Source organism: Candidatus Margulisiibacteriota bacterium, assembly GCA_018822365.1.
GTDB lineage: Bacteria > Margulisbacteria > WOR-1 > O2-12-FULL-45-9 > XYB2-FULL-48-7 > XYB2-FULL-45-9.
In genome coordinates this window covers 15,252-27,255 of record JAHJKL010000062.1, presented here as the reverse complement: position 1 = coordinate 27,255, position 12,004 = coordinate 15,252, and the positions used below count along the sequence as shown (strand labels likewise).

Annotated in this window: 15 protein-coding genes and 1 tRNA gene; 7 read left to right on the top strand and 9 right to left on the bottom strand. The window is 50.8% G+C overall.

Features of this window, described 5'->3' with window-relative positions:
- A partial coding sequence (locus KKF06_05935; GenBank protein MBU1617290.1) for a transposase occupies positions 1-192 on the top strand: 192 nt, incomplete at its 5' end.
- Between the two features lie 264 nt (positions 193-456).
- Here the strand turns inward: KKF06_05935 and KKF06_05930 are convergent.
- Both KKF06_05930 and mdh read right to left on the bottom strand, forming a co-directional pair.
- The gene (locus tag KKF06_05930) at positions 457-984 is read right to left on the bottom strand and encodes a hypothetical protein (GenBank protein MBU1617289.1); all 528 of its coding nucleotides are present in this window, start codon (positions 982-984) and stop codon (positions 457-459) included.
- A gap of 138 nt (positions 985-1,122) precedes the next feature.
- Positions 1,123-2,049 (bottom strand): malate dehydrogenase, encoded by a 927-nt coding sequence (gene mdh / locus KKF06_05925; protein ID MBU1617288.1) that lies wholly within the window; start codon positions 2,047-2,049, stop codon positions 1,123-1,125.
- Positions 2,050-2,072: 23 nt separating this feature from the next.
- Here mdh and KKF06_05920 point away from each other — a divergent pair, with 23 nt between their 5' ends.
- The gene (locus tag KKF06_05920) at positions 2,073-2,654 is read left to right on the top strand and encodes a hypothetical protein (GenBank protein MBU1617287.1); all 582 of its coding nucleotides are present in this window, start codon (positions 2,073-2,075) and stop codon (positions 2,652-2,654) included.
- Positions 2,655-2,705: 51 nt separating this feature from the next.
- Positions 2,706-3,842, top strand: a complete 1,137-nt coding sequence (locus KKF06_05915; GenBank protein ID MBU1617286.1) for a hypothetical protein — start codon at positions 2,706-2,708, stop codon at positions 3,840-3,842.
- A gap of 8 nt (positions 3,843-3,850) precedes the next feature.
- Here the strand turns inward: KKF06_05915 and rsmA are convergent, their stop codons facing one another.
- From rsmA to KKF06_05890, 5 genes are read right to left on the bottom strand one after another with little or no spacing between them, the layout of a single operon-like run.
- Complete coding sequence (rsmA, locus tag KKF06_05910) at positions 3,851-4,654, bottom strand: ribosomal RNA small subunit methyltransferase A (GenBank protein MBU1617285.1); 804 nt, start codon at positions 4,652-4,654, stop codon at positions 3,851-3,853.
- A complete protein-coding gene (pdxA, locus tag KKF06_05905; GenBank protein MBU1617284.1) occupies positions 4,651-5,646 on the bottom strand; it encodes a 4-hydroxythreonine-4-phosphate dehydrogenase PdxA in 996 nt (331 codons plus the stop codon). Before pdxA ends, rsmA begins: the two co-directional genes overlap by 4 nt.
- Complete coding sequence (locus tag KKF06_05900) at positions 5,639-6,820, bottom strand: LL-diaminopimelate aminotransferase (protein ID MBU1617283.1); 1,182 nt, start codon at positions 6,818-6,820, stop codon at positions 5,639-5,641. Before KKF06_05900 ends, pdxA begins: the two co-directional genes overlap by 8 nt.
- Positions 6,807-7,658, bottom strand: a complete 852-nt coding sequence (lipA, locus tag KKF06_05895) for a lipoyl synthase (GenBank protein ID MBU1617282.1) — start codon at positions 7,656-7,658, stop codon at positions 6,807-6,809. Before lipA ends, KKF06_05900 begins: the two co-directional genes overlap by 14 nt.
- Positions 7,645-8,703, bottom strand: coding sequence for a PilT/PilU family type 4a pilus ATPase (locus tag KKF06_05890; protein MBU1617281.1), 1,059 nt, complete (start codon positions 8,701-8,703; stop codon positions 7,645-7,647). The genes lipA and KKF06_05890 overlap by 14 nt, the downstream gene beginning before the upstream one ends.
- Before the next feature lie 68 nt (positions 8,704-8,771).
- Here KKF06_05890 and KKF06_05885 point away from each other — a divergent pair, with 68 nt between their 5' ends.
- From KKF06_05885 to KKF06_05870, 4 genes are all read left to right on the top strand, one after another.
- The gene (locus KKF06_05885; GenBank protein MBU1617280.1) at positions 8,772-9,560 is read left to right on the top strand and encodes a prepilin peptidase; all 789 of its coding nucleotides are present in this window, start codon (positions 8,772-8,774) and stop codon (positions 9,558-9,560) included.
- Positions 9,557-9,820, top strand: a complete 264-nt coding sequence (locus KKF06_05880) for a septum formation initiator family protein (protein ID MBU1617279.1) — start codon at positions 9,557-9,559, stop codon at positions 9,818-9,820. The genes KKF06_05885 and KKF06_05880 overlap by 4 nt, the downstream gene beginning before the upstream one ends.
- Before the next feature lie 24 nt (positions 9,821-9,844).
- On the top strand, positions 9,845-10,249 hold the full coding sequence (locus tag KKF06_05875) for a S1 RNA-binding domain-containing protein (GenBank protein MBU1617278.1): 405 nt from the start codon (positions 9,845-9,847) through the stop codon (positions 10,247-10,249).
- 11 nt (positions 10,250-10,260) lie between these two features.
- Positions 10,261-10,344: transfer RNA gene (locus KKF06_05870), tRNA-Leu, on the top strand.
- 5 nt (positions 10,345-10,349) lie between these two features.
- Here the strand turns inward: KKF06_05870 and KKF06_05865 are convergent.
- A complete protein-coding gene (locus KKF06_05865) occupies positions 10,350-11,546 on the bottom strand; it encodes a response regulator (protein MBU1617277.1) in 1,197 nt (398 codons plus the stop codon).
- The gene (locus KKF06_05860) at positions 11,539-11,898 is read right to left on the bottom strand and encodes a hypothetical protein (protein ID MBU1617276.1); all 360 of its coding nucleotides are present in this window, start codon (positions 11,896-11,898) and stop codon (positions 11,539-11,541) included. Before KKF06_05860 ends, KKF06_05865 begins: the two co-directional genes overlap by 8 nt.
- Positions 11,899-12,004 lie beyond the last annotated feature (106 nt).

Sequence of the window (12,004 nt, the reverse complement as noted above, 5' to 3'; positions counted from 1 at the left end):
CTCCGGGACGAATGCCTGAATGAACACTGGTTCATCAATCTGGGGCATGCCAGGAAGTTAATAGAGGATTGGCGGCTGGATTACAATCAGGTCAGGCCGCATATTTCGCTGGGCTATCTGACGCCGGAGGAATTTACAGAAAAGGAGGTGGCCAAAGAGTTGGCTTGCAGCGGGAATTACTCTAATTCATAATGGTACGGAAGATGGGGTAAGGTCATTATACCCCCAATCGACCAAGAACGCTTTTTTCTTCAGGGTAGAGAGATTATATCCCCCCCCTATATGATTTGCAACTGGAAAAATGGACAGAGGGTTAATTCTGCAGAAGAGCGAGCAATTGTTTAACCGCGGCGGCCGATTTGCGCAGGTTATAGTATGTTCTATTAGGAAAAACAAGATATAAAAAAACAGCCGGTAGAAAAACTCTTGCCGGCTGTTTGAATACGGAGGTGGTTGTTAAGGAAGTAACTTTGTATTCATGTTTTTCTCTGCTTCTGCTGCTTTTGACGTGATGTAAGTGCCATGTTCAGTTGCTTTAGTCAAGGGTGGTTCATAAAATATAACATATTTATCAAAAATAATATTTTTTGGCGAATCTATTTTTATACTTGTTAGCTTAGAAACGAGCACAGTACCTACATCAGCGCGATAGTAAACCAAAGTAAAACTATAGGTTCCTTTGGGTAGGCCGATAGTTTTTGGGAGACCATCAACAGCGAGATAAGATGTATCTGTATAAGGCTGGCCAATATTGCTGGTCACTATAGTGATACCGACCTGGACTTTAGCCTTGTCTATTTTGGCGGCTAATGTGCTCGAGGTGTCGAGGCGGACTGAATAGAATAAATTATTTAAAGTAGAAGTGTTTGAGGTGACCGAAAAATTCTTAGCAGCCGAAGAAATGGGCTTTAGATCGGCAAAGCCAAGCGTAGCGCAAAAAGACAAAACCAAAAAACCAATAATAATTTTGTGTGAAAATTTCATTTTTTCTCCTTTTTATTTGATCGCTTAATACATAGAAACACAAACGCTTATAATCGACCAAGAAAGCGTATGCCTTCATAAAGTTAAGACATTGTAATATACCTAATATGGTAAGGTCAAGTAGGAAAATAAGTATAATTATTTATGCAAGATATCACAGAGCTTCTTGGCCGCTTCCCCCGCTTTTTGCAGAGCGCCAAGCTCTTCATCGGTCAATTTGACGGCGACGATCTCCGCGACCCCGTTCTTTCCCAGTCGGGCAGGGACCCCGAGGCAGACATCGTTTATTCCGTATATCCCGGAGAGAAGGACGCAGGTGCCGAAGAGCTGTTTGGTGTCACGGACGATCGCTTCCGCCATTTGGGCGGCGGCCGAGCCCGGAGCGTAATAAGCGGAGCCGGTCTTCAGCAGGGCGACAATTTCTGCTCCGCCATTGGTGGTTTTGTCTATGACCTGTTTTACCTGTTCCGGCGAAAAAAGCTCGGTGATCGGTGTTCCCCTGACTGTCGACAGGCGCGGGATCGGGACCATCAGGTCGCCGTGGCTTCCCAGGACCTCGGCATAAACCTCTTTGACCGGGACCTTGGCCAGCTCGGCAATAAAATGTTTCATTCTCGCGGCGTCAAGCAGGGGGGCCATCCCAATAACCCGGTTAGCCGGGAATCCGGAAACTTTTAACGCCTGGTAGGTCATGACATCGAGCGGGTTGGTCACGACAAGCAAAACGGCGTTAGGGGAGTGCCGGCAGATATTTTCAACAACCCCTTTGATTATCTCGGCGTTCTTATGGATCAGGTCGTCGCGCGACATTCCCGGCTTTCTTGCCAGGCCGGCGGTGATCACTACCACCTTTGAATCTTTGGTGTCGGCGTAATTGTTGGTGCCGAGGATCCTGCTGTTATAACCATCGATCGCTCCGGCTTGCGACATGTCGAGCGCTTTCCCCTGAGGCAACCCTTCGACCACGTCAATTAAAACGACCTCGCTGATCTCGCGCTGGGCAAGCCGGTAGGTGCACTGGGCCCCGACGTTGCCAGCTCCAACAACAGTTATTTTGCCTTTCATCATAATAAGCTATAATACTAGAAATGCTGAGAAATGTTAAGCCTGCCTGGCTGGCCCTCTCTTTGCTGGCGGTGATCACCGCTGGTTGCGGTTTTCCGGCCGACGTCCAGGTCAGCCGCGATCAGGAGTTAAAGGAAACAACCTGGTCGGTTATTGACCGGCAAAATAAGGCGATCAGCCTGTCTATCTCCGAAAGTCCCCTCAATCATGGGGTTGCCCGCTTCCGTTCAAACTCAAGCCTGCCACTCGATGATCAGATCGCGTTATTGTCTAGAATCATTAAAAAACTTCCAAAAGACAGGAAGATTGATATTCTGTTCATTGGCCGATTGGAAAAGGCCTTTGGGTCAGACAAAACGCTTTCCCAACGGTTGGCCGCGGCAGCAAGCGGCGCCCCTCTTTGGAAACAAAGGAAAAAATATTTGGACGATAACAGCTGTGTAAAAGCGATCATCGAGCAAGCCGAGCTTTATCCGGAACTTAAAACGATCTTTGAGGAAGAAGGGTATAAAATTAAATTAGCTGCCGTGGAAAAAGTTTTGATCAACGAAGCCGGCCTCCCTTTTGATTGCCTGACCTGGTTTTCGGTCAAGCGAGAGCAATAACGTTGTTGTATAATACCGGTGCAAAGCTTTTTCGTTATGGAGGACGCAATAATGTTTAAAGGAATATTCTGGTGGCACGCTTTAATTTATGGTTTGATCCTGGTCGCTTTGGCTTATGCCAATGGCTGCGGCGATTCTTCGGTCGTGACGACGACCACCACCACTTTGCCGGCCAGCGGCTGGCAAAAGATCGGCGGCGGGATGGACGCGCCGGTTTATGCCTTGATCTTTGATGACAGCGGGGTTTTGATCGCTGCCGGCTCTTTTGACGAGGCCAACGGGATCGCCGACACCAGACATATTGCCCGTTGGAACGGGACCAGATGGGAACCGCTTGGCAAAGGGCTTAGCGGAGTAGTCAACGCTTTGGCCAGGGACTCCAGCGGCAATATTTACGCCGGCGGCAATTTTACCACTGCCCATAACAGCGATGGCGATGTGTCAGTCTCCAACCTTGCCCGCTGGAACGGCACCGTCTGGCAGGATGTCGGTGGCGGAGTAAACGGGGAGATCTACGCGCTGGCGTTTGATTCGGCCGGCATGCTTTATGTCGGCGGGTCGTTTACTTCGGCTGGCGGGAATATTGTTTCTAACGCTGCCGCCTGGGATGGACTGGCGTGGCGCAATTTAGCTGGCGGGACCGATAGCCCGGTCCATGCGGTTGCTTCCAACTCTACTTATCGTCTTGTTGCCGGAGGGTCTTTCCTTAATACAGTTTCCGGGGTAAATGCCAATCGGATCGCCAGCTGGAACGGGGTAAGCTGGTCAGATCTGTCGAGTGGCCGAAGTTATTATATTAACGCGATAGCGCCGGTGACTGCCAATATCTTTGCCGGAGGGGCTTTGATAGATTCAACGACCTCGGATAAACGAATTTTAAGCCGATTTGACGGATCGTCTTGGGAGCAACTACCGGTTGGGGCCAGTGACGGAGAAATGGTTTCCAGCATAGTTGCCGACTCATCAGGTAAAATATATATTGCCGGTAAATTTGCTGCCGCTGGGGGCGTGACCGTTAACGGTCTGGCCGCTTATGATGGAGCGACCTGGGAAGCGTTTGGGAGCGGGTTGGACGGGAACCTGGTCCGGGCGGTCGCGCTTGACGGGTCAGGCAATATTTATGTTGGCGGGGATTTTTCCAGTGCCGGCGGGGTCAGTGTTTCTTATATTGCCAAATACATAAAATAGGAAATACGCTATATAGCGTTGGTGATGGCGGCAAACTCTTCAATTGAAACTGTTTCCGGTCGCCGGTCCAGGTCAACCGGAGAGTTAACTACTTCGAACCTGGCCAATGAATTCCGCATTTTTTTTCGCCGCTGCTGAAAAGCGGCATGGACGATATCAAAAAACAAATGTTCATCCTTGACCGGATACTTTGCCGTCTTATAAGGGACAAGCTTAACTATTGCCGAGCTGACCTCCGGCCAGGGGAGAAAAGAGGACTTTGAGACGAGCGAGCAGAGCTCAACCACGGCGTAAAACTGACAGAAGATCGAGAACGAGCCGTAATTCTTTGTGCCCGGCTTGGCGACCATTCTTTCGGCCACTTCTTTTTGGGTCATGACCACCGCAAGTTCCGGTTTGGCCGAAGCGGTCAGGATCTTTTCAACGATGGGAGAGGTAATGTAATAAGGAAGGTTGCCGACAACTTTATAATGTCGCCCGAGTGCCAGATCAGCAAGGTCGGTCTTCAGGATATCCTGCGGCACAAAGCTAATGTTGGGCAGAGGGGCCAGGATTTTTTTGCTGATGCTAACCAGTTCCTGGTCGATCTCGACGGCGATCAGGTGGTAGACCGCTTTGCCCAACTCGGCCGTGACCACTCCCAGGCCGGAGCCGATCTCGACCACCAGGTCGTCTTTTCCCAGTTCAGCAGCGGAGATGATCCTGGCGACGACCTGCGGGTCGATCAGGAAATGTTGGCCCAGCCTTTTACGGGGAAAACGATTGTAAACTTCAAGCAGCTGCCGGGTGACCTCGGCCAGGGTAGGGGTCATTTGCGGCGGGCAAAATGGGCGGCAACTTTGATCGCCGCGATCAGACTGTCCGGGCTGGCCCACCCCTTGCCGGCAATATTGAAGCCTGTTCCGTGGTCAACGGAGGTCCGGACGATCGGCAGGCCGACCGTGACATTGACCGAGTGGTTAAACGAGAGAAGTTTGAGCGGGATCAGTCCCTGGTCGTGATACATGGCGATGACGATATCGTACTTACCGCTGTTGGCCAGAAAAAAGATCGCGTCGGGAGAGATCGGCCCTTCGACATCGACCCCAATTTTTCTCGCTTCCTCGACCGCCGGCTTGATTATTTTAAGCTCTTCTTTGCCGAAGATCCCGTTCTCGCCGGCGTGCGGGTTGAGTCCCGCGACCCCGATCCGCGGCTTTTTCCCCCGGTCGGCCAGGAGAAAATCGTGCGCCATTTTGATCTGGGCGACGAGTTTCTTTTTTTTGAGGTGGCGGCTGACGGAGTTTAATGGAAGATGGGTGGTAGCCAGCATCAACCAGAGTTTTTCCGAAACAAACATCATGGCGTATTTTTTGCTTTTGGTCTTGGCCGCCAGGATCTCGGTGTGGCCGTCAAAACGGAAGCCGGCTTTGCGGATCGACTCTTTATTGATCGGGCCGGTCGTGATCGCGTCGATCTCTTTGGCCAGCGCCAGGTCAATTGCTTTGTCGATATATTCAAAAGCGGCCCGTCCCGCCATTTTAGAGACCTGGCCGAGCTTGAGCCTGGGGAGGTCGACGTTGTTGAGGTCAAAAAGGTCGATAGTTTTTGGTTGGAAGAGGGCGTCGGAAACGCGCGCCAGCGGGTGCAGGTCAATCCCTTTGATCTTGGCCGCTTGCAAACCCAACCGCAGGACCCCGCTGTCGCCAATGACGATGCAGCGGGCGACACTTTGGATCTCACGGGAAGTAACGGCTTTGGCGCAGATCTCCGGGCCGATACCAGCCGGATCACCCATGGTGATCCCAATGACCGGTCTATCCATTGTACTTGATGCCGGCTTTTTCCATCCGCTCGAGTGCCTGGCAGATCCGGTCTTCGGGAACGACCAGAGCGGCCCTGACATACCCTTCGCCGATATCGCCGAACGCGACCCCCGGCGAAACGACGACGCCGGTCTTATCAACCAGGTGCATGGTAAATTCGGTCGAGTCAAACCCCTGCGGGACAGGGATCCAGACATACATCGATCCTTTTGGTTTTTTGATCTTCCAGCCGAGGGCGTTAAGGCCGTCGACTAAAACGTCGCGCCGGCGCTGGTAGGTGGCGCGAACCTGGTCAATGTAGCCGTTCTTCTGGTTGAAGGCGGTGATCGCCGCTTTCTGCACGGCGGTAAAAAGCCCATAGTCCAAATTGGTCTTGATCTTGCGGAGCGATTCGATCAGGGCCCGGTTGCCGACGGCAAAGCCGCAGCGCCAGCCGGGCATGCCAAAGGTCTTGGAAGTGGTGTGGAATTCAATGGCAATATCTTTGGCTCCAGGGATAGAAAAGATCGAGAGCGGCTTTTGGCCGTTAAAATAGATCTCGGCATAGGCAAAATCGTGGACCAGAATAATATTGTGTTTTTTGCAGAAAGCGACCGCTTCTTCAAAGAATTCCCGCGGCGCCAGCGCCCCGGTCGGGTTGGTCGGAAAGCTCAAGAACATGATCTTGGCTTTGTCGGCGATGCCGGGAACAACTATCTTCAGGTCGGGCAGGTAATTCTTATGTTCGGTCGTCGGCAGGGCGATCGCTTCGCCACCGGCCAGAATGGTCCCCCGGAAATGGGCGGGATACGCCGGCATCGGGACCAGGGTAAAGTCGCCCGGATTGACGTATGCAAAAGTAAAATGGACGACCCCTTCTTTGGAGCCGATCAGGGTGACGACCTCGTGGTCCGGGTCGATATTGATGTCATATTGTTTTTTGCACCAGCCGGCGACTGCTTCCTTGAATTCAGGCGCTCCTTCAAATGAAGGGTAGCGGTGGATCTCAGGATTTTTTAACGAATCAACCAAGGTGGCGATCGCTTCTTTTGGCGGGGGGATATCCGGGTTCCCCATCCCCATATCGATAAGATCGACCCCTTGCGCGGCTTTTTCCGCTTTTAATTTGTCAGCCTGGGCAAAAACGTAGATCGGCAGTTTTAATAATCTTTGGGCTTCCTCAAACTTTTGCATTGTTTTTTAAGATCTCCTTGGCATGATAGGAACTCCGGACAAAAGGGCCTGACTCAACTTTCAGGAAGCCCATCTGCCGGCCAACCTCTTCATATTCTTCGAATTCTTCCGGTGTAACAAAGCGATCGGCCGGAAGATGCCGCCGTGAAGGTGGAAGATACTGGCCAATGGTAACAAAATCACAGCCGGCATGACGCAAATCGGCCAGAACTCCTATAATCTCGCCCTTTTCTTCTCCTAATCCTACCATAAAACCGCTCTTAGTGTAAACACCGCTCTCGGCGGCGCTTCTTAGAACTTTTAGTGATTGCTGGTAGTTTGCCTGCGGCCTGACCCGCGGGTACAGCCTGGGGAGGGTTTCAATATTATGATTTAAAACAGTCGGGTTGGCTTGCAGGACAGTTTGCAGTGCCTGGGGGTCTCCTTGAAAATCAGGGATCAGGACCTCGACCGAAGCTTCCGGCAGTTCGGCTTTTACCGCCATAATGGTTTCGGCAAAATGGAGGCTCCCTCCGTCCGGCAGATCGTCCCTGGTGACCGAAGTTATCACAACATATTTGAGCCCGAGTTTTTTAGCCGCGGCTGCTACTTTAACGGGTTCTTCAGGGCTGAGGGGGAGGGGTTCTCCCTTGCCGACCCCGCAAAAAGCGCAATGCCGGCTGCATATATTCCCCATGATCATAAAAGTGCAGGTCCCCTGGGAAAAGCATTCGCCGATGTTCGGGCAGGATGCTGATTCACAAACTGTGTGGAGGGAGGGGTCAGCCAATTTATCACGGATCTCCCTGATGTGTTTTAGTTTTGGGGTGTTTTTGATCAGGAAACTAGGCAGCGCCACTGATCAGCTTTTCCATTCTGTCCCGGTTTATCGCGTAGGTAAGGGCTTGTTCGCCGGTGATCTGATTGTTTTTTAATAGCGCCAGAAGCGAGGCATCCATGGTTTGCATGCCGGTTTGACTGCCGATCTCCATCATTGAAAAGATCTCCTGGGTTGAACCTTTGCGGATGATGTTACGGATGCCAGAGGTGGCCCTTAGGATCTCATAAGCCCCTACCAATCCCTTTTTATCCGCTCTGGGGATCAATTGCTGGGAGATGATCCCATGCAGAGTTAAAGAGAGCTGTGTCCTGACCTGGGTTTGTTGGTGGGGCGGGAAGACGTCGATGATACGGTCAATGCTTTGGACCGCGTCCTGCGTGTGCAGGGTAGAAATGACAAAGTGGCCGGTTTCCGCCGCGGTGATCGCCATTTGGATCGATTCCAGGTCGCGCATTTCACCGACTAGAATGACATCCGGAGCCTGGCGGAGGACTCGCTTTAACGCTTCAGCAAAGGAGTTGGTGTCAAGGCCGACCTCACGCTGTTCGATGATCGCTTGTTTTGGCGTGTGGACGAACTCGATCGGGTCTTCGATTGTTACGACATGGCAGGGGCGGGTTGAGTTGATCTGGTCGATCATTGAAGCCTGAGTAGTTGATTTGCCGCAACCGGTTGGTCCCGTGACGAGGACCAGTCCCCGCTCCAGCTTGGTAAATGATTTGACGATTGCCGGGAGGTTTAGGGTCTCCAAAGTCGGGATCTGTTTTGGGACCAGGCGGATTGTCGCTCCAATCCCCCCCATTTGGTAGTGGAGGTTGATCCGATAACGGCTTTGTTCGTCTTCGTAAGAAGTGTCGAGCTCTTTGCAGGCTTTAAATTCTGCCAGGTCTTCCTTGCTGATGATTTGGGTGACCAGCGCCTCAACATTTTCAACGCTTAATACGCTATCCCCGATCTTGGCTAAGGCATTGTTAATGCGTAAAGAAGGGAAATTTCTGCTGGCCAGCAACAGATCTGAACCTTTATTCTCGTATAATTGGCGCAATAAATAAAAAATATCCACAAAATACTCCTCTGGTTTGACTTAAGGTTGAGGATACTATATAATCACCTCACCCTAAAGTCAAGGTCATGTTAATTTTATTCTTTTTTATCATTATTGGTGCGGTTGTTGGCAGTTTTTTGAATGTTTGCATTCATCGCTTACCCCGAAATGAATCAGTGGTCTGGCCGGCTTCGCATTGCCCTGCTTGCGGCAAACAATTGTCCCCCTGGGAGTTATTCCCGATAATCAGTTATCTTATATTAAAAGGGAAATGCAGCGGCTGCCGGGAGCCGATCTCAATCCGCTATCCCCTGGTCGAAACGTTAAGTGCTTTCTTTTTTGTCGCGACCTGGCAATTTGTTTCCGGAGACATGATCTATTTCCTTTTTTACCTGGTATTTGTTTTAGGCCTGCTGGTCATTGTGTTCATTGACCTTGAGCATCTTCTTATCCCTGACGTGGTTAGCATAAGCGGCATAGTTTTTGGGTTGCTTTTTGCCGGTTTCCGGTCAGGCGAAGCCGGCTCGTTGGCGCTGCTGGGAGAGTCGGTCTTTGGCGGCGCGTTGGGATTTTTGTTTTTCCTGGTAGTTGCCAAGCTGGGAGGGATGTGGTTCAAAAAAGAGGTTGTGGGAGAGGGGGATCTTTATCTGGCGGCCTTTATGGGGGTTTATCTGGGGCCGGTCGGGATGGTCGTGGCTCTTTTTGTCGCTTATCTTAGCGCCGCTCTTGTAGCTATTGTTTTATTATTGGGTAAAAAGGTTAAAATGGATAATTATATTCCTTTCGGTCCGGCATTGGCTTTTGGCGGGGTCATTTCTTTGTTTTTTTGTCAGGCAATTCTCAATTGGTACTTTGCGGCTTGGGTGATCCAATGAAAAGGCTGGGCTCAATTGCCGCGATTTTAGCCATTATTTACTTTATTTTTTTGATCCGTCAGGATATAATCAATTACCGGGAGCTTTCCGGGGCTAAAGACGCGGCCGGAAAGAGGGTGACGCTTGAGGAGGTCCGTTATCAAGGCCTTAATGAACGTCTGGCCAGGTTAAACACAAGCGACCTGACCGAAGAAATTGCCAGGACTAAGCTCGGGTTGATCAAAAAAGGGGAAACCGCTTACAAAGTGATGCTGAAATAATTTGTCGCAGGGGGTGAAAAATATTTGCCGTTAGATGTAGGTTTGGAAGTTGAAGGGAAAGTCACCGGAATAACAAATTTTGGCGCTTTCATGGAACTGCCGGAAAAGCTTGTTGGGTTGGTCCATATTTCCCAGGTTTCAGATTCGTACGTGACCGATATCACCAAGCATCTTCGGATCGGTGATGTTATCAAGGTCAAGGTCCTTGGGGTCAATAAAGAAGGGAAATACGACCTGTCGATCAAGCAGGTTGGAAAAGCCGTTTTTGCTCCCCCCAGGCCCAAAAAGCCACGCGAAGAGCATAGCGGGCAACCAGGGAATTTTGAGGATAAGATCACGATGTTCCTGAAGCAAAGTGAAGAAAAGCTTCTTGATTGGAAGCGCAACCTCGAGTACAAACAGGTTGGAAAAAAGAAGAAACCGAAATAACCCTCTTTAGTGCCCGGGTGGTGGAATGGCAGACACAAGGGACTTAAAATTCCTCGGCTGTATAAGCCGTGCCGGTTCGAGTCCGGCCCCGGGCATTTCCCTATAGCTTAGCGGTCAGCATTTCGGCCGGGATATTAAGGGCAGCGGCTGCTTTTTCAGTGCTTCCGGCTTCTTCATATACCCGATGTAAATACTCATTTTCGAAGGATTCAAGAAAGCCGCTTCCCAAAGGTTCAGCCTCGCCGAGCGTCAGCTCAAAAGCCAGCCGCGTCGGCGAGACCGCCTCACCGGTAAAGTCCAGAAAAAACCGCTCGATCACCAGTTCCAACTCACGGGTGTTTCCCGGCCATTGGTATTTAAATAAAAGATCTTCCACGGGCTGACTGATCTTCCTGATCTCCAGGCCATAGCGGTCACTGAAATTTTCCAGGAAATGATTGATCAGCAGAGGAAGATCGGAAGTTCGGTCGCGCAGCGGCGGCAGATTGATGATCGTTCCGTCAAAGCCAGGGATTATTCTGGCGCTGCCGGCGATCAGCCTGGCAGAACCGACCGGCGTCCCGGCCGGAAAAAATTCAAAATTATTAATGAAGATCGAGCTGTCCTTGGCTTTTTCCAGCCAGCCGGTCGTTTTTTCCAGGTCAATGGTATTGTTCCCGCTGGAACGGCCAAGCAGTAGTCTGCGGAGGCGTTCGGGGGAGAAGTCCCGACGAAGATAAACCGTATGCATGGGGAAAGCCTGGCGGCCGCTTTGACTGTGGATCAGTTCCGCGGCGGCCGATTTTTCGGTCCCGGCTTCTCCGACGATCAGGACCGGGCCGTCTGTTGTGGCCGCTTTAGAAATTAATTTGTTGGCTGAGATGATCGCTTCGCTTTGGCCAACAAGAGGGGCGGGCCGCTGGTTCTTTTTTTGCGCTTCTTCCCCTCCTTTGATCAGGGCTTTGCGCTGCAGGAGCCGTTCGGTCATTTTCAGGACAGCGTCAACATCAAACGGCTTGATGATGTAATTGTTCGCTCCAAGTTTGATTGCGGCGCTGGCCTTTTGGACGTCATTGACCGCAGTTATCATAATAACTTCCAGGGATGGATCGATCTGTTTGAGTCGTTTGAGCGTTTCCAGGCCATTTATCCCGGGCATCCGGAAATCAAGATAAACCAGGTCGATCTTATGGTCAGCCGCGAGCTTGAGGGCGGCCTCGCCGGAGGCGGCAGAAAAAATGTGGTATATCCCCTTGAGGATAAGGGCGAATGATTCCCTGATCGAGAGTTCGTCGTCGACGACTAAAATATTATACATGGGCAAAACGATCGATGATCATCAGTGCTTGTTTGCGCAATTGGGCATTATTTAAAATTGCCTGAGCGATAGTTTTGATCATCGGGTCGGCGTTCCTGTCCGAGACCAGAGAAGGGCCATATTCAGCCGCCAGGGCGACCTTGACGATCTTGGCGACAGCCGATTCAATGGTATCTTCTTTGCTTAAATTCCGCTCAAGTCCTTTTTCGAAGAGGTCTATCTGCCTGGTCTCTTTTTTGTTAAGATTTTCGCTGTCCTTTCCCAGGATAAGAGGAAGAAAAGCGCGGGCCGGCGTCCACTCCTGTGGTCTTTTTCCGGGCAATCCAGCGGTCATTTCCAGGTTACTCATCATAAACACCTCCAATTAGGATACTTACAATAAGTATCAAGCAATGATATTACCACTAGGGTTTTAGTTTTTGGCTATTGATTTAGCACAGATGAGTGGGCAATTCAAA